At 71.3% G+C, this 23,156-nt stretch carries 23 protein-coding genes; 16 read left to right on the top strand and 7 right to left on the bottom strand.

Going from position 1 to position 23,156, the window contains the following annotated elements; all coding sequences use genetic code 11:
* Positions 1–59: 59 nt before the first annotated feature.
* The 10 genes from ABD844_RS42115 to ABD844_RS42070 all read left to right on the top strand — a co-directional run bounded on the left by ABD844_RS42115 (position 60) and on the right by ABD844_RS42070 (position 10,494).
* Positions 60–665, top strand: a complete 606-nt coding sequence (locus ABD844_RS42115) for a TetR/AcrR family transcriptional regulator (RefSeq protein WP_344891670.1) — start codon at positions 60–62, stop codon at positions 663–665.
* Positions 662–1,411: an ABC transporter ATP-binding protein gene (locus tag ABD844_RS42110; RefSeq protein ID WP_344891667.1), complete on the top strand. Its 750-nt coding sequence runs from the start codon at positions 662–664 to the stop codon at positions 1,409–1,411. Before ABD844_RS42115 ends, ABD844_RS42110 begins: the two co-directional genes overlap by 4 nt.
* Positions 1,402–3,141, top strand: coding sequence for a hypothetical protein (locus ABD844_RS42105; RefSeq protein ID WP_344891664.1), 1,740 nt, complete (start codon positions 1,402–1,404; stop codon positions 3,139–3,141). The genes ABD844_RS42110 and ABD844_RS42105 overlap by 10 nt, the downstream gene beginning before the upstream one ends.
* A 212-nt stretch (positions 3,142–3,353) precedes the next feature.
* On the top strand, positions 3,354–4,970 hold the full coding sequence (locus ABD844_RS42100) for an ABC transporter substrate-binding protein (protein ID WP_344891661.1): 1,617 nt from the start codon (positions 3,354–3,356) through the stop codon (positions 4,968–4,970).
* Positions 4,970–5,929, top strand: coding sequence for an ABC transporter permease (locus ABD844_RS42095; RefSeq protein ID WP_344891658.1), 960 nt, complete (start codon positions 4,970–4,972; stop codon positions 5,927–5,929). Before ABD844_RS42100 ends, ABD844_RS42095 begins: the two co-directional genes overlap by 1 nt.
* Entirely contained in the window at positions 5,922–6,749 is an 828-nt protein-coding gene (locus ABD844_RS42090) for an ABC transporter permease (protein ID WP_344891655.1), read from the top strand. Before ABD844_RS42095 ends, ABD844_RS42090 begins: the two co-directional genes overlap by 8 nt.
* Positions 6,746–7,711 (top strand): ABC transporter ATP-binding protein, encoded by a 966-nt coding sequence (locus tag ABD844_RS42085; RefSeq protein ID WP_344891652.1) that lies wholly within the window; start codon positions 6,746–6,748, stop codon positions 7,709–7,711. The genes ABD844_RS42090 and ABD844_RS42085 overlap by 4 nt, the downstream gene beginning before the upstream one ends.
* Positions 7,708–7,860 (top strand): hypothetical protein, encoded by a 153-nt coding sequence (locus ABD844_RS42080; RefSeq protein ID WP_344891649.1) that lies wholly within the window; start codon positions 7,708–7,710, stop codon positions 7,858–7,860. Before ABD844_RS42085 ends, ABD844_RS42080 begins: the two co-directional genes overlap by 4 nt.
* On the top strand, positions 7,848–8,675 hold the full coding sequence (locus ABD844_RS42075; protein WP_344891646.1) for an ABC transporter ATP-binding protein: 828 nt from the start codon (positions 7,848–7,850) through the stop codon (positions 8,673–8,675). The genes ABD844_RS42080 and ABD844_RS42075 overlap by 13 nt, the downstream gene beginning before the upstream one ends.
* 64 nt (positions 8,676–8,739) lie before the next feature.
* Positions 8,740–10,494: a gamma-glutamyltransferase family protein gene (locus ABD844_RS42070; RefSeq protein ID WP_425568750.1), complete on the top strand. Its 1,755-nt coding sequence runs from the start codon at positions 8,740–8,742 to the stop codon at positions 10,492–10,494.
* Positions 10,495–10,516: 22 nt separating this feature from the next.
* On the opposite strand, the gene ABD844_RS42065 is transcribed toward ABD844_RS42070, so the two are convergent.
* The 3 genes from ABD844_RS42065 to ABD844_RS42055 form a co-directional block, all read right to left on the bottom strand.
* Entirely contained in the window at positions 10,517–11,602 is a 1,086-nt protein-coding gene (locus tag ABD844_RS42065) for a carboxylate-amine ligase (protein WP_344891639.1), read from the bottom strand.
* 87 nt (positions 11,603–11,689) lie between these two features.
* A complete protein-coding gene (locus tag ABD844_RS42060) occupies positions 11,690–12,352 on the bottom strand; it encodes a M15 family metallopeptidase (protein WP_344891636.1) in 663 nt (220 codons plus the stop codon).
* A 12-nt stretch (positions 12,353–12,364) separates the two neighbouring features.
* Entirely contained in the window at positions 12,365–13,513 is a 1,149-nt protein-coding gene (locus ABD844_RS42055) for an ROK family transcriptional regulator (RefSeq protein ID WP_344891633.1), read from the bottom strand.
* A 138-nt stretch (positions 13,514–13,651) separates the two neighbouring features.
* Between ABD844_RS42055 and ABD844_RS42050 the strand changes: the two genes are divergently transcribed.
* From ABD844_RS42050 to ABD844_RS42035, 4 genes are all read left to right on the top strand, one after another.
* The gene (locus ABD844_RS42050) at positions 13,652–14,968 is read left to right on the top strand and encodes an extracellular solute-binding protein (protein ID WP_344891630.1); all 1,317 of its coding nucleotides are present in this window, start codon (positions 13,652–13,654) and stop codon (positions 14,966–14,968) included.
* Positions 14,969–14,970: 2 nt separating this feature from the next.
* Complete coding sequence (locus ABD844_RS42045) at positions 14,971–15,984, top strand: carbohydrate ABC transporter permease (RefSeq protein WP_344891627.1); 1,014 nt, start codon at positions 14,971–14,973, stop codon at positions 15,982–15,984.
* Positions 15,981–16,832, top strand: a complete 852-nt coding sequence (locus ABD844_RS42040; RefSeq protein WP_344891624.1) for a carbohydrate ABC transporter permease — start codon at positions 15,981–15,983, stop codon at positions 16,830–16,832. The genes ABD844_RS42045 and ABD844_RS42040 overlap by 4 nt, the downstream gene beginning before the upstream one ends.
* Positions 16,833–16,920: 88 nt before the next feature.
* On the top strand, positions 16,921–18,360 hold the full coding sequence (locus ABD844_RS42035; protein WP_344891621.1) for a glycoside hydrolase family 3 protein: 1,440 nt from the start codon (positions 16,921–16,923) through the stop codon (positions 18,358–18,360).
* Positions 18,361–18,432: 72 nt separating this feature from the next.
* Here the strand turns inward: ABD844_RS42035 and ABD844_RS42030 are convergent, their stop codons facing one another.
* Both ABD844_RS42030 and ABD844_RS42025 read right to left on the bottom strand, forming a co-directional pair.
* Entirely contained in the window at positions 18,433–18,858 is a 426-nt protein-coding gene (locus ABD844_RS42030) for a nucleoside deaminase (protein WP_344891618.1), read from the bottom strand.
* Positions 18,855–19,706 (bottom strand): LLM class flavin-dependent oxidoreductase, encoded by an 852-nt coding sequence (locus ABD844_RS42025; protein ID WP_344891615.1) that lies wholly within the window; start codon positions 19,704–19,706, stop codon positions 18,855–18,857. The genes ABD844_RS42030 and ABD844_RS42025 overlap by 4 nt, the downstream gene beginning before the upstream one ends.
* Before the next feature lie 94 nt (positions 19,707–19,800).
* On the opposite strand from ABD844_RS42025, the gene ABD844_RS42020 reads away from it, so the two are divergent.
* On the top strand, positions 19,801–20,259 hold the full coding sequence (locus ABD844_RS42020; RefSeq protein ID WP_344891612.1) for an Lrp/AsnC family transcriptional regulator: 459 nt from the start codon (positions 19,801–19,803) through the stop codon (positions 20,257–20,259).
* A 32-nt stretch (positions 20,260–20,291) separates the two neighbouring features.
* On the opposite strand, the gene ABD844_RS42015 is transcribed toward ABD844_RS42020, so the two are convergent.
* Positions 20,292–21,473 carry an ROK family transcriptional regulator gene (locus tag ABD844_RS42015; RefSeq protein WP_344891609.1) on the bottom strand — a complete coding sequence of 394 codons (1,182 nt, stop codon included), beginning with the start codon at positions 21,471–21,473 and terminating at the stop codon, positions 20,292–20,294.
* 187 nt (positions 21,474–21,660) lie between these two features.
* Between ABD844_RS42015 and ABD844_RS42010 the strand changes: the two genes are divergently transcribed.
* Positions 21,661–22,110: an RrF2 family transcriptional regulator gene (locus tag ABD844_RS42010; protein WP_344891606.1), complete on the top strand. Its 450-nt coding sequence runs from the start codon at positions 21,661–21,663 to the stop codon at positions 22,108–22,110.
* A 43-nt stretch (positions 22,111–22,153) separates the two neighbouring features.
* On the opposite strand, the gene ABD844_RS42005 is transcribed toward ABD844_RS42010, so the two are convergent.
* A partial coding sequence (locus ABD844_RS42005; RefSeq protein WP_344891603.1) for a hypothetical protein occupies positions 22,154–23,156 on the bottom strand: 1,003 nt, incomplete at its 5' end.

Below are 23,156 nucleotides of genomic sequence, written 5' to 3'. Positions count from 1 at the left end.
ATTCCGCGCTCCCATCAGGGGCCTTGCCGGAATTTGAACGGCCGTTTAAAGTTTTGAGCGTGGCATCAGAAAGTCGGACGTTCATTGAAGAGGCGCGCAGGGCCCAGATCATCGCCTGCGCCGTCGAAGTGCTCGCCGACCACGGATACGCCCGCACCACCCTGGCCAGGATCGCCAAGCAGGCCAAGATCAGCACTGGCGTGATCTCGTACCACTTCGGCGGGAAGACGCAGCTCATCCAGGCGGTCGTCGCGGAGGTGGCCAGGCTGGCCACCGACCTGATGGTCCCGCGCATCGTCTCCCAGCCCACCGCGACCGAGGGCCTGCGCGCCTACATCGAGAGCAACCTCGAGTTCATGCGGCTGCACCGCAAGCCCCTCCTGGCGCTGGTGGAGATCATCACCCACATGCCGGGCGAGGAGGGCAGCCCCGGCCCGTACGCCGAGCAGGCCGAGATCGCGATCACCGACCTGGAGAAGGTGCTGGAGTGGGGCCGGCGATCGGGTGAGTTCCGCGACTTCGACCAGCGGAGCATGGCCATCGCGATCCGGGGCGCCATCGACGCCGTACCGGGGCGGCTCCTCGCCGACCCCGGCTTCGACCTCGACCTGCTCGCCCGCGAGCTGGTCACCATCTTCACCCTCGCCACCAGGAGACAAGCATGACATCGGCCTTGGAGATCAAGGGTTTAGCCAAGACCTTCGGCGAGAACGTCGCCGTGGACCACGTCGATCTGACCGTCCCGCAAGGCTCCTTCTACGGGCTGGTCGGGCAGAACGGCGCGGGCAAGACGACCACGCTGTCGATGGCGGTGGGCCTGCTGCGGCCCGACGCCGGCACAGCGCGGATCTTCGGGGCCGACGTGTGGTCCGATCCGGCACGGGCCAAGCAGCTCGTCGGCGTGCTGCCCGACGGGCTGGCCCTGCCGGAGCGGCTCACCGGGCGTGAGGTGCTGACCTATCTCGGCCTGCTGCGCGGGCTGAGCAAGGACGTGGTGGCCGAGCGGGCCGAGGAGCTGCTGTCGGTGCTGGAGCTGGACTCGGCCGAGAAGACGCTCGTGATCGAGTACTCGACCGGCATGCGCAAGAAGATCGGCCTGGCCACGGCGCTGCTGCACGCGCCCAGGCTGCTGGTGCTGGACGAGCCGTTCGAGGCGGTGGACCCGGTGTCGGCGGCGACGATCAAGATGATCCTGCGCGGCTTCGTGGCGGGCGGCGGCTCGATCGTGCTGTCCAGCCACGTGATGGCGCTGGTCGAGCAGCTCTGCGACCACGTGGGCGTGATCGACAAGGGCCGGGTGGCGGCGGCCGGCCCGCTCGACGAGGTACGCGGCTCGGCGACCCTGGAGGACCGGTTCGTGGACCTGGTGGGCGCGGGTTCGACGGCGGCCAGGGGGCTGTCATGGCTGTAGCGGTCACGATGGTCAGGATGAAGGTCGCGATCCTGCGCCATTCGGCCAAGGGCCAGCGCGGCGGCACGATGGCGATGGGCGGCACGCTCGGCCTGGTGCTCGCGGCGGGCACGATCTACCTGGCCTTCCTGGGGGGCGACTGGCCGGCCGCGGCGTACGCGGTGTGGATGCTGGGCTGGATCATCGGCCCGGTCTTCTCCGGCGGCGGCGACGAGACGCTGCGCCCGGAGTTCTTCTCGCTGATCGGGCTGCCCGCGCGGAGGATGGCGGCGGGGCTGCTGGTGTCGGCGTTCGTGGGCGTGGCGCCGGTGATCAGCCTGGTGGCGCTGGCCGGTCTGGTCGTGGCCGCGACCACGCCGGTGAACGCGCTGGTGGCGGTGCCGGCGATGGTGCTGCAGCTCGCGGTGTTCGTGTTGCTGTCGAAGGTGGCGGTGGCGCTGCTGGGCATCGCGTTGCGTTCGCGGGCCGGGGCGGTGGCCGCGGGGGTGATCAACGGCGCGGTGCTGGCCTTCCTGGGGCAGGCGTGGGTGTTCGCGGTGGCGTTCGGGCAGGGCGGGCAGATCCCGGAGTTCGTCCGGTACCTGCCGTCGGGCTGGGGGTTGCTGGCCGTCCGGGGTGAGTATCCGGCGCTGGCCGCGATGGCGGTGCTGATCGTGCTGCTGCTGGCGGCGTGGGCGGCGTTGCTGTCGCGGCGGGCGGGTGCGAGCCGGCCCTCGGCCCGTGGGCGGCGGCCGATGCGGGCCGCCACCGGGCGCGGCGCGGTGGTCGCCAAGGAGTTGCGTACGTGGTCGCGTGACCTCGTACGCAACCATCAGCTCACGTTCGCGCTGGCCTACGGGGTGTTCTTCGCGGGCGCGCCCCTCGTGCTGGGCTGGACGGGCATGTTGCCGTGGGCCGCGCCGATCTTCATCATCATGGCGGCGGCGATGACCGCCAACGTCTACGGCACCGACGGCACCGTCCTCTGGCTCGCGCTGATGACGCCGGGCTCGTCCGACGTGCGGGGCAGGCAGTTGGCCTGGCTGGTGACGGTGGGACCGGTGGCGGTGCTGGTGGCGGTGGCGTTCACGCTGGTCACCGGCGGGCCGTGGGCGCTGGTCCTGGCGGCCGTGGCCGCGCTGCTGGGCGGCGCGGCGGGGCTGGTGCCGCTCATCTCGGTGTACGGGCTGGTGCCGGGCACCGATCCGCAGCGGCGCACCGGCAACCCCCTGCGCACCAGCGAGGACGACGGCGCGCTGACCGGTCTGGCGTATCTGACGTTGGCGCTCGTGGCGCTGACGGGGGCGCCGGCCGTGGCGGTCGCGGCCCTGTCCGGCTGGTGGGGCGTGCTGGTCGGCCTGGTGACCGGCGTGCTGTGCTACTGGGGGTTCGGCCTGCTCGCGCAGCGGCGGCTGGCGGCCCAGGGCCCCGAGCTGCTCCACCTGATGCGTACGGGCCGCCGTCCCGACGGGCGGGCCGCCGCGGGCGCGTCGTACAAGCTGCCCGACATGCCGAAGGTGCAGCGGGCCATCGTGATCACAGGGGTGTCGTTCGGCGCCATCCCGCTGATCCCGCAGGGCGTCCTCGCGGCCGTCTTCATCTCGGACGGACGGCTGCGGCAGTCGTGGTTCCTGGCCACGTACATGCCGCCGGGGCTGCGCTGGCCGGTGGCGATCGGGTTCATGGTGCTCGGCCTGGCCATGTACGGCGTGAGCCTGTGGCTGGTACAACGGGCTAAGAAGAAGACCTGACTACTTGTCAACGATGGTCCCGACATGAGTGACCTCACACCGGGTATGACGATGCCCCCGGCGGGCCCGGCGACCGTCGGCGCGGCACCCACCACCGCACTAAAACCCCCAAACGATTGGAAAACACTCAGGTAACAACATAGGGTTGCGAAATACCATTGCAATGTCAGGTCTTGTATACAGTCTCCCAAATACGCACCAACGGGGGCCTCATGAGACCGTCCCCCAGGCTCGTCGTGGCACTTGCCGCCCTCCCCCTCGCTCTGACGGCTTGCGGCGGAGGCGGCTCCGGCTCCACGTCCTCGGCCCCTCCCTCGATATCCGCCCACTCGGCCGACAACCGGCCGGTCAAGGGCGGCGGCACGCTGAACATCGCGCTCAACGCCGACCCCGACGCCCTCGACCCGAGCATCTCGACCACGCTGGTGGGCCGCGAGGTGTTCGCGAACATGTGCGAGAAGCTCTACGACATCGACGCCTCGGCGAGCCTCGTCCCGCAGCTCGCCACCGCCCTGCCCGAGGTCTCCGACGACGGCAAGGAGGTGACGATCAAGCTGCGCCAGGGCGTGAAGTTCAACGACGGCACGCCCTTCGACGCCGAGGCGGTCAAGAAGTCCCTCGACCGGCATCGCACCTGGGAGAAGTCCGCGCGCCAGGCAGACCTGGCGGCGGTGTCCGAGGTCACGGCGGTCGACCCGGCGACCGTGCGGCTCACGCTGTCGCAGGCGTTCACACCGCTGACCGCGCAGCTCGCCGACCGCGCGGGCATGATCATGTCACCGAAGGCGCTCGACGCCGCCGCCGACAACTTCGGCGCGAGCCCGGTGTGCGTCGGGCCGTTCACGTTCGCGAGCAGGACCTCCGGCAGCCAGATCGTGCTGGACAAGGCGCCGGACTACTACGACGCGGCCAAGGTCAAGCTGGACCGGCTGGTCTACAAGATCATCGTCGACCCCAACGTACGGGCCGCGAACCTCAAGTCCGGCGACGTGCAGGTGGCCGACCAGCTCGCCACGACCACGGTCAAGGGCGTGCAGACCGACCCCAACCTGACCGTCGTGTCCGGCGGCGGCCTCGGCTACTACGGCATCACGATCAACACCGGGAACGCCAACGGCTCCACCGAGCAGCCGGGCACCGTGAACACGGCGCTGGCCAAGAGCCCGGAGCTGCGTGAGGCGTTCGAGCTGGCGCTCGACCGCGACGTGATCAACAAGACCGTGTACAACGGCCTGCACGAGGTCGACTGCTACCCGGTGGCGCTGGACAGCCCGTACCGGTCGAAGGACCTGCAGTGCCCCAAGCGCGACCTGTCCAAGGCCAAGCAGCTCGTGCAGGCGTCCGGCGTGCCGGCACCGGTGCCGGTCACGCTCACCAGCCCGAACGACGCCGTCAACCAGCGCCTGGCGCAGGTGATCCAGCAGATGGCCAAGGAGGCCGGCTTCGACGTGAGCGTGCAGACGGCCGAGTTCGTCAGCACCCTTGAGCAGGGCAAGTCGGGCAAGTTCGACGTGTTGCTGAACGGCTGGTCGGGCCGCGTCGACCCGGACGGCAACCTCACGAACCTGGTCACCACCAAGGGCAGCAACAACTACAGCGGCATGTCGGACCCGGGCATCGACGACCCGATCAAGCAGGCCGCCGCCGAATCCGACCCGGCCAAGCGGGCCGAGCTCTACGGCAGCTCCATGCGCAGGGCCGCCGAGCTTCGGGGCGTCCTGTACCTGTACCACAACAAGTACTACCTGGGGATGAGCAAGAACGTCGCCGGCGTCCAGTACTTCAAGGACGGCCTGCCGCGCTTCGTCACCGCCGGGTTCGCCGCGTAATGCTCTGGTTCATCCTCCGGCGCTGCGGATCAGCGGTGATCGTGTTGTTCCTGGGCAGCGTCCTGATCTTCCTGGGGATCAGGGCGCTGCCGGGCGACCCGGCCACGGTCATGGCGGGCGAGGAGGCCTCGCCCGCCGTGGTGGCGGCCATCCGGCACGAGTTCGGCCTGGACAAGCCGCTGCCCGCGCAGTACCTCGACTACGTCGGCCAGACGCTCTCCGGCAACCTCGGCCGCTCGACGCAGGACCAGCTCCCCGTGATCGACATCATCGCCGAACGGCTGCCGGTGACGCTGGAGCTGTCGGCGCTGGCCATGCTGGTCGCGATCGTGGTCGGCGTGGGGGCGGGCATCGTGGCGGCCGTCCGGCGCGGCAAGGCCGCCGACTACCTGGCCACCGGGTTCGGCCTGGCCGGGCTGTCGGTGCCGCACTTCTGGCTGGGCCTGCTCGGCATCCTGCTGTTCGCGGTCACCTGGCGGGTGCTGCCCGCCTCCGGGTACGTCCCCTTCACCGAGGACCCCGTCCAGAACCTCCAGCGCATGATCCTGCCCGCGCTCGTGCTCGGCACCGGCTTCGCCGCGATCCTCATGCGGCAGACCCGCTCGGCCATGCTGGGCGCGCTGTCGGCCGACTACGTCCGCACCGCCAGGTCGAAGGGCCTGTCGGAGGTCAAGGTCGTGGGCGCGCACGCGCTGCGCAACAGCCTGACGACCGTGGTGACCGTGCTCGGCCTGCAGCTCGGGGCGCTGATCAGCGGGGCCGTGGTGACCGAGCAGATCTTCGTGATCCCCGGCTTCGGCAAGCTGACCGTGGACGCGGTCCTGACCAGGAACTACCCGGTCATCCAGGCCGTCGTGCTGATCACGGTCATCGGATACGTGCTGGTCAACCTGCTCGTCGACATCGCCTACGCCTTGCTCAACCCGCGCATCAGGCTGTCGGGAGGCGCACATGACTAGGCTGTGGCGGCGTTTCAGGAGACGTCCGATGCCGATGGCCGGGCTGGTGCTGGTGGTGGCGTTCGTGCTGCTGGCGCTGGTCGGCCCGCTGGTGACCGGCGATCCGGCGGCGCAGGAATACCTGGCCACGCTCGCGCCGCCGTCGGGCGCGCACCCGATGGGCACCGACGACCTGGAGCGCGACGCGTTCGCCAGGATCGCGCACGGCGCCCAGGTCTCGTTGCAGGCCGGGGTGCTGTCCACGCTGCTGGCGATGGCCGTGGGCATCCCGATCGGGCTGGTCGCCGGGTTCTACCGGCGCTGGCTGGACCCGGTCGTGATGCGGCTGGTGGACGTGACGCTGGCGTTCCCGTTCCTGGTGTTCGCGGTGGGCCTGGCGGCGATCATCGGGCCCTCGCTGAAGGGCGTGGTGCTGGCGCTGGGCTTCTCCCAACTCCCCGCCGTCATCCGGATCACCAGGGGCGAGGTGCTGGCGGTCAGGGAGATGGACTACGTGGCCGCGGCCGTCGCCGACGGCTCAGGAGACGGGCACCTCATCTTCCGCTACGTCCTGCCGAACTGCGCCAGCCCTCTCATCGTGCAGGCCACGGTGGCGATCCCGGCGGCGATCATCGGGGAGTCCACGCTGTCGTTCCTGGGCCTGGGCGTGCAGCCGCCGACTCCGTCGTGGGGCGTGATGCTGACGACGGCCCAGCAGTACCTGAGCGACGCGCCGTGGCTGGCGGTCTGGCCCGGTCTCATGATCGCGCTGGCCACGCTCGGCTTCAACCTGCTCGGTGACGGGCTGCGTGACGTACTGGATCCGAGGAGCGTCCGATGAGCCTGCTGGAGATCACCGACCTGAGCGTGGGCTTCGACACCGAGGACGGCCTCGTCCAGGCGGTCAGGGACATCTCGCTCACCCTGGACGAGGGCGAGATCCTCGCGCTGTGCGGGGAGTCCGGCTGCGGCAAGTCGGTCACCGCCATGTCGGTGCCCAGGCTGCTGCCGCCGGACACGACCCGGCTGTCGGGCTCGGTCAGGCTCGACGGCCGCGAGCTGACCACGCTCCCTGAGGCCGAGCTGCGGCGGGTACGCGGCAAGGAGGTCTCGGTCGTCTTCCAGGAGCCCATGACCTCGCTGAACCCGTCGTTCTCCGTCGGATACCAGATCACCGAGGTGCTGCGCCGGCACGAGCGCCTGTCGCGGCAGGCCGCCGACCGGCGGGCCGTGGAGCTGCTGGAGCTGGTCGGCATCCCGGCGGCGCGGCGCAGGATGAAGGAGTACCCGCACCAGCTCTCCGGCGGCATGCGGCAGCGCGTGATGATCGCGATCGCGGTGGCCTGCTCGCCGCGGGTGCTGATCGCCGACGAGCCCACCACGGCGCTCGACGTGACGATCCAGGCCGGGGTGCTGGACGTGTTCCGCGACCTGCGCGACCGCCTGGGCACCGCGATCATCCTGATCACGCACGACCTGGGCGTGGTGGCCGACCTCGCCGACCGGGCCGTGGTCATGTACGCGGGCCGCGCCGTCGAGCAGGCCCCGGTGACCGAACTGTTCGCGAGCCCGCGGCACCCGTACACGCTGGGGCTGATGAAGGCCCTGCCCTCCGCCGCCGTGAACGGCCGCCTGGCCGAGATCCCCGGCATGGTGCCCTCGCCGCTCTCCGACCCCGACGAGTGCGCCTTCCACGACCGCTGCCCGCGCGTCCGGGCGGACTGCCGGCTGTCCAGGCCCCCGCTCACCCGCCAGGCCGACGACCATCTCGCCGCCTGCTACCACCCCGGAGGTGGGACGTGATCCTGCGCATCGACGACCTGGTCAAGCACTACGGCCCGGTACGCGCCGTGGACGGCCTGTCGCTGGAGATCGGCCAAGGTGAGGTGCTCGGGCTGGTCGGCGAGTCGGCAGCGGCAAGTCGACCGTCGGCAAGTGCGTGCTGCGCCTGACCGAGCCGACCGCGGGCACGATCGAGCTGGACGGGCGCGACATCACGCACCTGTCGCGCCGGGCCATGCGCCCGCTGCGCAGAAACGTCCACATGGTCTTCCAGGACCCCTTCTCCTCGCTCAACCCGCGTTTCACGATCGAGCGGATCGTGGGCGAGCCGCTGCTGCGGCACCGGCTGGCCGACCGGCGGGAGGCGGCGCGGCGCGTAGGCGCCATGCTGGAGAAGGTCGGGCTGCGCCAGGAGATGCGGACGCGCCATCCGCACGAGCTGTCCGGCGGGCAGCGGCAGCGGGTGGGGCTGGCCAGGGCGCTGATCCTGGAGCCCAGGCTGGTCGTGGCCGACGAGCCGGTGTCGGCGCTGGACGTGTCGGTGCAGGCGTCGGTGCTCAACCTGATCACCGATCTGCAGCGCGACATGGGCTTCTCGTGCCTGTTCATCACCCATGACCTGTCGGTGGTGGAGTTCCTGGCCGACCGGATCGCGGTCATGTACCTCGGCAAGATCGTGGAGTCCGGGCCGACGGCCGAGATCTTCGCCGGGCCGCGGCATCCGTACACGCAGGCACTGCTGTCGGCGGCGCCGGTGGCCGACCCGGTCAGGCAGCGGGAGCGGCGCAGGATCGTGCTGGGCGGTGACGTGCCCAGCCCGGTCGATCCGCCCTCGGGCTGCCGGTTCCACACCCGGTGCCCGCTCGCGTACGACGAGTGCCGTACCATCGAGCCCCCTTTGACCGATTCACGCGGCAACGGCCATCCGGCCGCCTGCCATCTGGTCACGGCGGACCGCGTCCCCGACGCGGCCGCGGTGCGATAGCGCCGTCCCACAAGAAGGAGAGATCTTGTTCACCACCAGGCCCGAGCTGACGGGCGACTTCGGGATGGTCGCCGGCACGCACTGGCTGGCCTCCGCCACCGGCATGGGCGTGCTGGAACGCGGCGGCAACGCGTTCGACGCGGCGGTGGCCGCCGGATTCGTGCTGCAGGTCGCCGAGCCGCACCTGAACGGCCCCGGCGGCGAGGTGCCGATCCTGTTGTGGAGCGAGGCCGAGCAGAAGGTGTCGGTCGTGTGCGGGCAGGGCACCGCCCCCGCCGCGGCCACCATCGAGCGCTTCGCCGAGCTGGGCCTGGACGTCGTGCCCGGCACCGGGCTGCTGGCGGCGACCGTGCCTGGGGCGTTCGGCGGCTGGATGCTGCTGCTCGAACGCTGGGGCACCTGGTCGCTGGCCGACGTGCTGGCGCCCGCGATCCACTACGCCGAGCACGGAGTCCCGGTGCTGGAGCGGATCTCGGCCACGATCGAGTCCGTCGAGGGATTGTTCAACGACGACTGGCCCACCTCCGCGGCGCGGTGGCTGCCCGGCGGGAACGTCCCGGCCCCCGGCTCGAAGCTGGCCAACCCCGTGCTGGCCGCCACCTACCGGCGGGTGGTCGCCGAGGCCGAGTCCGCGTCGAGCACCCGCGAGGGTCAGCTCGCCGCCGCCAGGAAAGCCTGGTACGAGGGCTTCGTGGCCGAGGCCGTCGCCGCGTTCTGCGCCAAGACGGCCTGGCGCGACAGCTCGGGCGAGGTGCACGGCGGGCTGCTGACCGGCGACGACCTGGCGGGCTGGACGGCCACCGTCGAAGAGCCGCTGACCTTCGACTACCACGGCCACACCGTGTGCAAGACGGGCCCGTGGGGACAGGGGCCGGTGTTCCTGCAGCAGCTCGCCCTGCTGAAGGACCTCGGCCTGGACGCGGCGGACTTCCTCGGCGCCGACTACGTGCACACGGTCACCGAGGCCGCCAAGCTGGCCTTCGCCGACCGCGAGGCGTGGTACGGCGACACCGACGTGCCCATGTCCGACCTGCTGAGCCCGGCCTACAACGCCGAGCGACGCCGGCTGATCGGCCCCCACGCCAGCCTGGAGCTGCGGCCCGGCGCTCCCGGCGGGCGCGCGCCGCGCCTGCCCGACTTCCCCGACCCGGGCACGGCCGGCGACGCGCCCGGCCTGTCCGGCGCCCGCTCGCCCCAGGGCGTGGGCGAGCCCACGGTGGCCCGCGACGGCACGGTCAAGGGCGACACCTGCCACGTCGACGTCGTGGACCGCTTCGGCAACATGGTCTCCGCCACCCCCAGCGGCGGCTGGCTGCAGAGCTCCCCCACCATCCCCGAGCTGGGATTCTGCCTGGGCACGCGGGCTCAGATGTTCTGGCTGCAGGACGGCGTGGCCGCGGCCCTGCGCCCGGGGACGCGCCCGCGCACCACGCTGTCGCCGTCGTTCGCGCTCAGGGACGGCAGGCCGTGGCTGGCCTTCGGCACGCCGGGCGGCGACCAGCAGGACCAGTGGAGCCTGGCCTTCTTCCTCGCGGTCGTCCACGGCGGGCTGAACCTTCAGGAGGCCATCGACGCCCCCATGTTCCACTCCGAGCATTTCCCCAGCTCGTTCTACCCGCGCGGGTCCCGCCCCGGCGTCCTGCACGTCGAGGACCGCGTCGACCCGGGCGTCGTGGCGGAGCTGCGGCGGCGCGGCCACGAGGTCGAGGTGCAGGACCCGTGGTCGCTCGGCCGGCTCAGCGCGGTCGCCCGCGACGGCGCCTTCCTCAAGGCCGCCGCCAACCCGCGCGGCGCCCAGGGCTACGCCGCCGGACGGTGACGGCCGGCGGGGCGCACGACGGCTAGGCGACGGTGGCCTCGATGAGGTCGTCCACCACCTCGGCCAGGTCGTGGCCTCGCGCGTACGCCCGCCGCTGCCGCATCGCTCCCGACCCCTGGCGCAGCAGCCGGTCGAGGCCCTCCTGGACGTACGTCAGGTCGCCGGCCTCGGCCAGCGCCGGGCGTACGTGCTCCAGGAGGCGCCCGGCCAGCACCGCCGCGGGCACGAGCGTGCCGTGCCGCATGTCGAGGCTGTCGCCCCGCAGCCCGTCGCGGGCGGCCCGCCAGTACGCGGCGCGCAGCACCTCCGACGGCACCGGCAGCCCCCGGTCACCGCGCGCCACGGCGCCCAGCGCGGTGACCACCAGCGCGCGGATGAGCCCGATCAGGGTGAGGCTGTCGGCCACGTCGAGCGGCACGTCGGCCACCCTGATCTCCACGGTGGGCAGCAGGGGCGACGGGCGTGAGTCCCAGTAGACGGTCTTGGCGTCGAGCAGCGCGCCCGACTCCGCCAGGGACCGCAGGGCCAGCTCGTACGCCCCGAACGACGGGAAGAAGGGCGGCGCCCCCGACACCGGCCAGCGCCCCCAGGAGATCACCCGCCAGGAGGCGTAGCCCGTGTCGCGGCCCACGAAGAACGGCGAGTTGGCGGCCAGCGCGATCAGCGTCGGCAGCCAGGGCCGTAAGTGGTTGCCCACGTAGACGGCGTGCTCGGGGTCGGGCACGTCCACGTGCACGTGCAGGGCGCAGATGCTCAGCTCGTCCTGCAGCGCGCGGTAGAGCACCCGGCCCCGCAGGTAGCGGTCGTCGTCGGTGAGCGGCGGCGGCATCACTTTGCCCAGGACCGGCATGCCGCACGCGACCACGGCCAGCCCGCGGGAGCGGGCCGCGACCGCCAGCTCCTTGCGGGCCGCGCGCAGGTGCGAGCCCAGGTCGCTCAGGTCGGCGGAGGGCGGCGTGCGGGCCTCCACCTGGAATCTGGTGATTTCATGCACCACGTCGAGCACGTCCGTCGCCGCGGCAAGGACCTCTGCCGCCCGGGGAGTCACGTGGCGAGTGCGGGGATCGACCACGAGGTATTCCTCTTCGATCCCGATGAGTGGAACCATGCCCACACCTCGCTGGGAAGTCGAGAACCTCCGTACGGGGTTGTGCCCCTACCACGCCCTGTGGAAAACCCTGACGGCAAAGGGTTGTCAGCCGGTGAACTCCACCGGGCCGAAGAGCGCGTGCTCCGCTTGGGTGGACATCGCCCAGTAGCGGTCTCCGTACGACCAGTGCCACCACTCGGTCGGGTAGTTGACCAGCCCGGCCGGCTCCAGGGCGGCGGCCAGCAGCTTGCGGTTGGCGCGGGCGTCGTCGGAGATGTTCGGGGCGGCGGTGAAGCAAGCGCCGTCGCTCTGCTCCGGGTTGTCGTTGACCGCGGTGCCCATGTCGTATTCGAGGCCGTCGGGGGCGCACAGGGTGAGATCGACGGCGGCGCCGGCGGTGTGCGGGGCCACCTCGACCGGTGACACATAGCGGCTCGCCGCGATATATACCTGGTCAGGCGACATGTTAGGAAATGTGGTTTGCAGCTCAGCCCGATACTGGTCGAAGATCCGGCGTTGCGTGGCGACGGGCCGGTAGCCCTCCACGACCAGGAGGTGGTAGCCGTCGGGCAGCAGACGCTCGGCGTGCTCCAGGCGCCGCAGCACACCCTCGCGCAGGTACGCGTAGGCGCCCCGGTCGTCGGCCAGCCGGTCGTCCACCCGCAGCCGCCCGCGTACGTCCGCGAGCGGCTCGCCGCTCTCCCGCACCGGGATCGAGGTCACACGGGGATCGGAGATGAGCACGACATCGTTCGGGGAGTGCCACATGGGCAGAGATTCTCACACAGTGTCGGAGAAGACCTGTTCCCGGGCCTGCTCCAGGGCCGCCACCAGAGCGCCGCGCAGCACGGCGTTCCCGGCCACCTTGGTCGTCACGACGGCGGGCCTGCTCGGGCACATCCGGGCCACGGCCCGCTGCACCTTCACCGCCAGCCTCTCGCCGCCCGCGCGGCCGACGTCGCCGCTGAGCACGATCAGCTCGGGGTCGAGCACGACGGTCACGGCCGCCGCGCCCACGGCCAGCCGGGCCGCGACCTCGTCGAGGAAGTCCTCGTCGCCCTCGCGTACCAGGTCGGGCACCGTGGCGCCGCTCAGCCCGCGCTCCACGGCCAGCCCGCGCAGGGCGTCGTGACCCACCAGGCGCTGGTACGAGCCCGACTGCGGCTGGGAGACGTCCGAGGGCAGGGGCTCCCCCGGCACCGGCAGCCAGCCGATCTCGCCCGCCGCCCCGGAGATGCCCCGGTGCGGCCTGCCGCCCAGCATGACGCCCAGGCCCTGGCCGACCCCGGCCCAGATGACCACGAAGTCGTCGACCCCGGCCGCCGCGCCGTAGCGGTGCTCGGCGAGGGCGACCAGGTTGACGTCGTTCTCGATGGTGACCGAGGCGCCGAGCGTCTGGCGCAGGCTGGCCAGCACGCCGACGTGCCAGGCGGGCAGGTCGTACGACCAGCGCACGTCCCCGGTGCCGGGGTCGACCACTCCCCTGGTGCCGATGACGAACGAGCGCAGTTGCGACAGCTCGATGTCGGCCGCGTCGCAGGCCCGGCGCACGGCGGCGTGCACCGCCTTGACGGGGTCGCGGCCGTTGGCCGGGTCGAGGGTGACCTCGACGGCGACCCGGCCTGTGATGTCCGCCACACCGACGGTGAGGCTGTCGGGCAGGACCTCGAGGCCCGCGACGTACGCGCTGGAGGGAACCACGGCGTACAGGGCGGCGTGGGGCCCCCTGCCTCCCGCGCGCTCGCCCGCGACCTCCACCAGCCCACGTTCCTCCAGGCGGGCAAGGAGCTGACCGGCGGTTACCTTGGAGAGCCCTGTGCGCTCACCGAGCTCGGCACGGGTGAGAGGGCCGTCTCCGAGAAGCAGTTCGAGTGCCGCCCGGTCGTTCAACCGGCGCAGCAACCGGGGGGTTCCCGGGTCTCGGCTCATCGGCGCACCCTTCTCGTCACGATCGGCTAACGAGCGTTTTTTTTAAGAAAGTTTCTTGTTAGTTTAACAACATCGTTCGGCATTTGACGATCAGCCTGGTGCGGGACCGTTGGCCGGCACCCGGGAAGGGAGAACCCTGTGAGGATCGCGAAGATCACGGCCACTACGGTCACCACGGCCGCACTGGCCCTGGGCATCGCCGCCTGTGGCTCGAGTGAACAGCCCTCCACCACGTCCTCACCCAGTGCCGCCGCCTCCGGCCCCAAGTTCGCCGGCAAGACGCTCAGCGTCTGGCGGCTCGGTGACAGCAACCCGGCCGCGGCCAAGTACATGGAGGAACTGAACGCCGAGTTCAAGACGCAGACCGGAGCCGACGTCAGGCTTGAGTGGATCCCCTGGCCGCAGGTGGCCGACAAGTTCGCCGCCGCCGCCACCGGCACGGGCCCGGACGTGACGGAGATCGGCAACGACCAGGTGCCGATGTGGCAGAGCCAGGACGCGCTTGAGCCGATCACCGACATCGCCCGCGAGGGCGACCGGTCGCAGATCCCCCAGAACCTGTACGGCTACGAGACCGTCGACAACGAGATCTACGCCGTTCCGTGGGGCGCCGGCGCCCGCGCCGTCCTCTACCGCAAGGACTGGTTCGAGGACCTCAAGATCGAGATCCCCAAGACCTGGGACGAGCTGGTCGCCGCCGCCAAGAAGATCCAGGAGGAGAAGGGCGAGGGGGTGGACGGCTTCGCCTTCAACGGCGGCTCCGACGCCAACCACCTGCTGGCCGCGTTCGCCTGGTCCGAGGGCGGCGAGTACGCCGTCAAGGAAGGCGACAAGTGGGTCGGCAAGGTCACCGAGCCCGGCTTCGCCAAGGGCTTCGAGACCTACACCGGCCTGGTCCAGAGCGGCCTGTCCAGCAAGGCGAACCTGACGCTCAACACGGTGGACATCCGCAAGCGCTTCGCCAACGACAAGGTCGCGATGTACCTCACCGCCGCGTGGGACCTGTCCGGCATCGAGGAGGACTCCAAGGGCAAGCTGAAGGGCGACAAGCTCGCCTTCTTCCCGCTGCCCTCCAAGACCGGCGAACCGGCCGCGTCCTTCTTCGGCGGCAACGACATCGCGCTGTGGGGCGGCACCCAGCAGGCCGAGCTGGGCAAGGAGTACATCAAGCTCGCCACCAGCAAGACCTGGGCCGACCGCTACGCCAAGGAGGGCGGCCTGCTCCCGGTCTACCCCGACACCCTGGCCGCCATGAACGAGGACCCCGCCCAGGGCGCGTTCGCCCAGGCCTTCGCCAAGGCCAAGGCGTTCCCCGCCGACCCGAACTGGACCGAGGCCGACGCGACCAAGGCCGTGATGCAGAACGCGGCACGGGCCGTCATCGAGGGCAAGAAGGACGCCGCCACCGCCCTCGCTGACGCCAACAAGGAACTCGAAGAGATCCTGAACCAGTAACGATGGCGGACACGACAACGGTCGCCCGGGGCAGGGACTCGTCCCCCGCCCCGGGCCGCCGGCGCAAGAAGAGCGCCCGGAGCGCGCGGGGCAGCGGGCTGCCGGTATGGAGCATCCCGTACCTCCTGCTCATCCCCGGCCTGCTGGTCATCGCGGGCCTCCTCCTCTACCCGATGTTCCAGCTGGCGGTCATGGCCTTCCAGAAGGTCGGTCTGGCCCAGATCAGGGGCAGCAGACCGGCCGAGTGGGTGGGGCTGGAGAACTTCACGAAGATCTTCGAAAACGACATCTTCTGGTCGGCCCTGCGCAACACCGTCGTCTTCGCCTTCGTCGCCGTCTCACTCACGCTGATCGTCGGCACGGCCGTGGGGGTGCTGCTGCACCGGCTGGGCAGGAGGATGTCGCTGTTCGTGGTCATCGGCTGCATGTTCGCCTGGGCCGTGCCGCCGGTGGCGCAGGGCGTCATCTGGCGCTCGCTCTTCGACGCCGAGGCCGGCATCGTCAACTGGGCGCTGAACCTGCTGCCCGACTGGCTCGCGGCCCCGCCCGACGGGCAGTCGAGCTGGACCGGCACCCCCTGGCTCAACGACACCGTCCCCCTCTACATCGCGCTGGTCGTCTGCGTGGTGTGGGCCGGGTTCCCGTTCATCGCCGTCTCGGTGCTGGCCGGTCTCAAGGGCATCCCGGCCGAGCTGTACGAGGCCGCCAGAGTGGACGGCTCCGGCCCGTGGCACACGTTCCGGCGGATCACCCTTCCGCTGCTCAAGCCGGTCTTCGCCGTCCTGACGATCCTGTCGATCATCTGGGACTTCAAGGTGTTCAGCCAGCTCTACGTGCTCATGAACGGGCCGACCAACCGTGACGGCTTCAACCTGTCGATGTACGCCGTCGCCGAGGCGTTCAAGCCCCCGCCGAAACTGGGCACGGGCGCGGCGATCTCCGTGGTGCTGACGATCATCCTGCTCATCATCACCGTCGTGTACGTCAGGCAGATCGTGAAGCAGGAGGAGATGTGACCCCGCTCGCACGCAAGAGGCTCGGCAAGATCCTCCTGAACACGGCCGGGATCCTGGTCTTCCTCTACGCCGTCTTCCCCGTCTACTGGATGGTCTCCACCGGCTTCAAGGAGAACGACCAGATCTTCACCACGGAGTTCATCCCGTTCCCGACGCACTTCACCTTCGACCACTTCGCAAGGGTGCTCACCGAGGGCGTCGCGAACAACTCCATCTGGCTCTACATGCGCAACAGCGCGATCGTGGCGCTCGGCACCGTGCTCATCGGCTCGGCCTTCGCGCTGCTGTCGGCCACCGCGATCGCCCGCTTCCGCTTCAAGGGCCGTGGGGTCTTCCTCGTGGTGCTGCTGATCGTGCAGATGCTGCCCGCGGAGGGCCTGCTCATCCCGCTGTACATGATGGTCAAGCGGGTGGGGCTGGGCGACCAGTTCCTCGGGCTGATCATCACCCAGGTCGCGCTGACGCTGCCGTTCGGCGTCTGGATGTTGCGGACGTTCGTCGCCGCGGTGCCCAAGTCGCTGGAGGAGGCGGCCTGGATCGACGGGGCCAGCCGCATGACCACCTTCTGGAAGGTGCTCTTCCCGCTGGTCGCGCCGGGACTCGTGGCCACGAGCATCTTCTCGTTCATCACCGCGTGGAACGACCTGGTCTTCGCCCTCTACCTGATGTCCGGGTCGCAGGGGTACACGATGCCGGTCGCCCTGCAGTACTTCTTCGGCCAGAAGGGCGTCGACTGGGGCGCCATCATGGCCGGGGCCACGCTGATGACGCTGCCCGTCGTCGTCTTCTTCCTGCTCGTCCAGCGCCGCATGGTCTCCGGCTTGGTCGCCGGGGCCGTGAAGGGCTGACCCACCGGCGAGGCCGTGTACGGCACGCCGGGGCCGTACCCGGCCATGCCGTCAATTCCGCATGTCAACACTCTCTTGATGAGGAGCCATGAGTCAGAGTGATCGGGGGCTGCGCCGCCTCGCGGCCGGCACACTGCTCGTCGCCTTCCAGGGCCTGCGGCCACCCGAATGGGTGCTGCGTGAGCTGGAGCAAGGTCTGGGCGGCGTGACGCTCTTCGGCTTCAACGTGTCCGACCCCGGCCAGGTGCTCGACCTGACCACCGCGCTACGCGGCGCCGGCGAGCCCGTCATCTCGCTCGACGAGGAGGGCGGGGACGTCACGCGCCTCGCCTACCACGTGGGCAGCCCGTACCCGGGCAACGCGGCCCTCGGGGCCGTGGACGACGTGGAGCTGACCCGGCGGGTCTACCGGGCCATCGGCTCGGAGCTGGTCGCGAGCGGCATCAACCTGGACATGGCGCCCAGCGCCGACGTCAACTCCGAGGCGGACAACCCGGTGATCGGCACCAGGTCGTTCGGCGCCGAGGCGGAGCTGGTCGCCAGGCACACGGCGGCCGCCGTCGAAGGGCTGCAGTCGGTGCGCGTGGCCGCCTGCGTCAAGCACTTCCCCGGGCACGGCGCCACCCGGATCGACTCGCACGTGGCCGTGCCCGTCGTGGACGTCGGCCTGGACGTGCTGCGGGAGCGGGAGCTCGCGCCCTTCGAGGCGGCCATCGGCGCGGGCGCCAAGTCGGTGATGACCGCGCACGTCGCCGTGCCGGCGCTGACCGGCGACACGCCGGCCACGCTGTCCGCCGCCGCGCTGACCGGGCTCCTCAGGGGCGAGCTCGGCTACGACGGCGTGATCGTCACCGACGCGCTCGACATGCACGCGATCACCAAGAGCGTGGGCCTGGCCGGCGGCGCCGTGCTGACCATCGCGGCCGGGGCCGACCTGCTGTGCCTGGGCCCGGTGCCGACGTACGACGACATCCAGGCCGTCATCGCCGAGATCGTCACCGCCGTGCACGAGGGCCGGTTGCCGGTCGCCCGCCTGGAGGAGGCTGCGGCGCGGGTGGCGGCCCTGCACTCCTGGCTCGGCGGGCCGGAGCGGATCGCGTCCGAGCGGGACGCGGTCGGCCTGGACGCGGCCCGCCGCGCCGTACGCCTGACCGGCGCGGCGGAGCCCCTCGTCGACCCCCTGGTGGTCGAGGTGGACACCCCGCCGACGATCGCCGTGGGAGACGTGCCGTGGGGCGTGGGCCCGTGGCTGCCGGACGCCGAGGTCGTCCGCGTCAAGCCCGCGGCCGCCGACGTGACCGGGCTGCTGGCCAAGGCCGTGAACCGGTCGCTGGTCGTCGTGGTCAAGGACGCGCACCGCTACCACGAGAGCCGGGAGCTGGTCTCGGCGCTGGTGGCGGCCCGTCCCGACACGACGGTGATCGAGATGGGCCTGCCCGTGTGGCGTCCTGACAGCGCCGCCTACATCGCCACGTACGGGGCCGCCCGCGCCAACACGCAGGCCGCCATCGAGCTGCTGACCGTGTGACGACCCGTCCACCGCCCCGCGGCACGCGCAGCCGGGGCGGTGGGCCGGTTCGGTCAGGTGCGCTCCTGCGCGTCAGTAGTAGTCGTCGATCGGCCGGCGGGCCTCGTCGAACAGCGCCGGGCCCTCGTACCGTACCGGGGGCGGCGCCGGGGTGACCGGCTTGACCTGCTCGAACTGTTCGGCGGACAGGGCGTACACCACCCGGCCGAGGCCGGAGCGGGAGATCGCGGTCGCGCACATCGGGCAGGGCTGGCAACTGGTGAACATGGTGGTGACGGCCGCCGTCTCGGGAGCGAGTTCGCGAGCGGCCCAGCGGGCCAGCTTCAGCTCCGGGTGGGCGGTGATGTCCGAGTCGGAGACCACGGTGTTGTGGTCCTCGGCCAGCACGGTGCCGTCCGCGCCGACCAGCAGCGAGCCGAAGGGCCGCTCGCCGGACGCCCCGGCCTGTCTGGCGAGCTCCACGGCACGGCGGAGGAATCTCTCGTCGTCGGATGTCATCGGTGCTCCTGGGAGTGGTGGTATGCGGCCACGGCCGCGAGCGTCCGCCAGGCGCGCTCTGGCCTGCCGATCTCGGTCAGATCGCCGTCGAACGAGTCGAGCAGCACCGTCTCCGCCCCGAGCAGCCGGAGCCGGTCGAGGTCGGCGATGATCTGGTCGATGGTGCCGACCCCGGCGGGCCGGTCCGGGGAGGTGACCGGTTCGGCGCTCTCCCGGAGTTGGATGCGCGGCGCGAACGCGGGCACCGGGCGGCCCAGCTCACCGGCGACGGCCTTCAGCCGCCCGGCTCCCTCCGCCAGCCAGCCGGGCGTGCCCCGCAGCGAGTGCCAGGCGTCACCGAGCGACACGGCCCGGCGTACGGCGGCGTCGCTGTTGCCGCCGACCCAGATCGGGATCGGCGCCGTGTCGTAGTCGCCGGTGTCGCGCCAGGCGTCGCGCATGGCCCGCAGGTATTCGTCGGTCAGCGCGCCGCGCCGCCCGAACGGCACGCCGAGCGCCTCGAACTCCTGCCGGGCCCAGCCGACGCCGGCGCCGAGGACGAACCGGCCGCCGCTGAGCCGGTTGAGGTTCGCCGCCATCCGGGCGGTGAGCAGCGGGTGCCGGTACGGGACGACGACCACCGTGGTGCCCAGCCTGACCCGGGAGGTCACCCCGGCCAGCCAGGACAGCGTGGTGAACGGCTCGTAGAACGGCGCGGGATATCTCTCGGCCACGTCAGGGGTCACCGCGATGTGGTCGGAGACCATCAGCAGGTCGAAGCCGAGCCCCTCGATCGTCTGCGCCCACCGCCGGAGCAACTCGGGGTCGGTGCCCGGGGCGAAGTTCGGTACGTTCACGCCAATCTGCACGTGACCCACGTTAACCACGGCGCCTACGGACTGTGAACACCGTGTTCCCGGCCCTCGACGGCATTCGCCGTGAATATCCCGGTAGATTGGCCCCATGGCCGAGAATCTTGACGCCATCGACTGGGCCATCCTCGGCGAGCTGCAGAGCGACGGCCGACTCCCCATCACCGAGCTGAGCCGCCGGGTCAAGCTGAGCGCGTCGGCCACCAGCGAACGGGTGCGGCGGCTGGAGGCCGACGGGGTGATCAGCGGCTACCGTGCCGAGGTCGACCTGTCCAAGACGGGCTTCGCCGTGCTCGCCGTGGTCCGGCTGAAATACCCCGGCAGCCGGCACGAGCCGCTGCACCGGCTGCTGGAGCGGCGGCCGGAGATCCTGGAGTGCCTGCGCACCACCGGAGACGACTGTTATGTGCTCAAGGTGACCGCGACGTCGATGGCGCACCTCGAACAGGTCGTCAACGAGCTCGCCGCGTTCGGCGGCACCACCACCAACGTGGTCTACAGCACCACCCTGCCCTATCGCGGCCCGCGCCTGGCACCGCCCAGCGCGTGACCCGAGCGCGTGATCTGGGCGTATGAGCGGGCTCAGGGAGCCAGCAGATCCTCGCGGGCCCGCTCAAGGGCCGCCAGCACGGCCCCGCGCAGCACCGGGTTCTTGTCGGTCACCGTCGTGGTCACGACCTGGGGCCGCACCGGGCAGATGCGGGCCACCGCCTCCTCCACCCGGGACGTCAGCGCCGCGCCCCCGGCGTGCCCCACCTCCCCGGCCAGCACCACCAGCCCGGGATCGAGGATCACGCACACCGCCGCCACCCCCAGGGCCAGCCGGTGCGCGATCTCGTCGAGCAGCGGCTCCCCCGCGGCCCCGGCCGCCGCCGCCACCCTGACGCACTCGGTCGCGCTGCCGGCCGCGAACCCGTAGCCCTGGGCCAGCTCCGTCACCGCCTCGGCGCTGACCAGCGACTGCAGGCCGCCCGCCAGGGAGGGCAGCCGCCCCGGCAGCGTACGGATGTCCTCCGGCAGCGGCACCCCCGGCACCGGCAGGTAGCCGATCTCGCCCGCGCTGCCGGAACGCCCCCGGTGCAGCTTGCCCCCCAGCATCACGGCCATCCCCAGGCCACGGCTGGACCACAGCAGCACGAAGTCGTCGACCCCCTGGGCCGCCCCGTCGGCGCGCTCGGCGATGGCGGCGAGGTTGACGTCGTTCTCGATGGTGACCTGGCGCCGCAGATCGCCCGCCAGGGCCTCGTGGATGCCCTCGTGCCAGCCGGGCAGGTCGAAGGAGAAGCGGATGTCGCCGCTGCGCGGATCGACCACGCCGGGCGTGCCGATGACCACGCCGCGCAGCTTGGAGATGCTGACCTTGGCGCTGCGACAGGCCTTGGCGATCGCGCCGTGCACGACGGAGACCGGGTCGTCGTGGCCGTTGGGGGCGACGCTGACCTCGGCGATGGTGTGGCCGTGGATGTCGGCCACGGCCGTGGAGATCAGCTCGGGCCCGACCTCCAGGCCGGCCACGTAGGCGCTGGAGGCGATCACCGAGTAGAGCGCCGCGTTGGGGCCGCGCCCGCCCGCCTGCGTGCCGACCACCTCGACCAGCCCGCGCTCCTCCAGCCTCGCCAGCGTCTGGGAGGCCGTGACCTTCGACAGACCGGTCAGGTCGCCGATCTGCCCCCGCGTCATGGGGCCGGTCGCCAGCAGCAGCTCCAGTGCGGCCCGGTCATTGATCTCCCTGAGCAGTCTGGGCACACCAGGGCGTCGCTCCACGCTGATTCCCGCCGTCGCATCGAAAGGACCGTTATCGGAAAAGGTTGTTGGAAGTTTAGCGCTCCATGTCCTGCCTGCTCTCACCGGCGAGCACACGCCCCCGTGCGGGCCCGCCGGATTGAGATCACCTGCCCGATCTGACGACCTTGCGCCTAACCAGTGTTGACCAGGGGGGATAATCGAGAACATGCGCCTATCCGCTCGTGTCGACTACGCCCTCCGAGCCGCCGCCGAACTGGCCGCTGCCGGTGCGGGCCCGACTACTGTGGGCGAGCTCGCCAAAGAGCAGGACATGCCACCCAAATACCTGGAGAACATCCTGCTCCAGATGCGCCGCGCCGGCCTCGTACGCGGGCAGCGGGGCCCTGAGGGCGGTTACGTGCTGGCCAGGCCGCCCGCCGAGATCACGCTGGCCGACGTGATCAGGGCGGTCGACGGGCCGCTGGCCAACGTCCGCGGCGAGCGTCCCGAGCACGTCGGCTACCGGGGCCCGGCCGAGTCCCTGCAACAGGTCTGGATCGCCCTGCGCGCCACCGAGCGCTCGATCCTGGAGGAGGTCACGCTCGAACAGGTCGCCTCAGGCTCGCTGCCCGAACGCATCCGCCAGCTCGCCGCCGACCCCGCGGCCTGGGACTGACCCGCGCCGCGACCACCGGGCCCCGCCCCGGCCGAGGCGGGAGCTATTTCCTGGTGAACCAGAGCGTGACGTCGTCGATCACGCTCTTGGGGCCGTCGGCCAGGGTCCTGACCACCTTTCCCGTCGCGTCCGCCATGGCGATGTCGCTCCGCTCGCCGCGCGGGACGGTGACCAGGAGGTGGCGGGCGTCGAGCCAGCCGTGGAACGCCGCGCCGTCCGGCAGCCGGGCCTCGCCCTTCCTGGCGCCGGTCGTCTCCTCCCAGAAGCAGATCCTTCTCGAGTTCTGCGGGCATTTCGTGGCGAAGACCGTCCCGAGCGGGGTCCGCGCCGCCCCTCCCCCGGCCAGCGGCCCGACTCCGGGGAAGCTGCGCAGCACCCGTCCGTCCAGGGCGAGCGCCCGCACGTCCCCGCCCGGCCCCTGCTGCAACACGCTGGCGTCGTCCGACCCCCAGACGTACGACGTGTCCTTCGCCCCGGGCGCCTCGGTGACCTTCACCGTGCCCGCGACCGCGTCCACCACCGCGAACCCCACGGGATGCGCCTCGCTCACGCTGTCGAAGACCGTCGCCAGCACCCGCCGCCCGTCGGAGGACCAGAAGGGCGCGAACAACGTGCGCGGCTTGTCCACCGTACGCAGCTCGCGGTCCTGGCCGGTGGCGCGGTCGCGCAGGCGTACGGTCTCGTGATCGGTCCGCCGCAGGCGCGTGACCGGCAGGGACACCACGAAACGGCCGCCCGGGGAGACGACGGGCTCCTCCCAGTTCCCGAAGAAGCCGAAGGCGCCCGTGGCGGGATCCCTCGCGTACGTCTCGTAGCCGCCGCGCCGGATGTGGTAGGAGGAGGTCCAGACGGGGTCGGCCGGGTTCTCGTGGAGCGTGATCCCGGTATCCGCGATCTTCAGCTCCGACGTGGACGCCGACGCCATCACCCCCTGGCGCGGCGTCGGCAGCGGCACCGGGGCGGGCGCCGGCGGCTTCGGCTCGGGCTGCGGCTCGGGCGTCGGCCGCAGCAGCAGCACGGCCACGGTGACGGTGACGGCCAGCGCC

Origin of the sequence: Nonomuraea antimicrobica, from assembly GCF_039536965.1 — a bacterium.
Taxonomy (GTDB): Bacteria; Actinomycetota; Actinomycetes; order Streptosporangiales; family Streptosporangiaceae; genus Nonomuraea; species Nonomuraea antimicrobica.
This window is presented reverse-complemented; position numbering and strand designations above follow the sequence as displayed.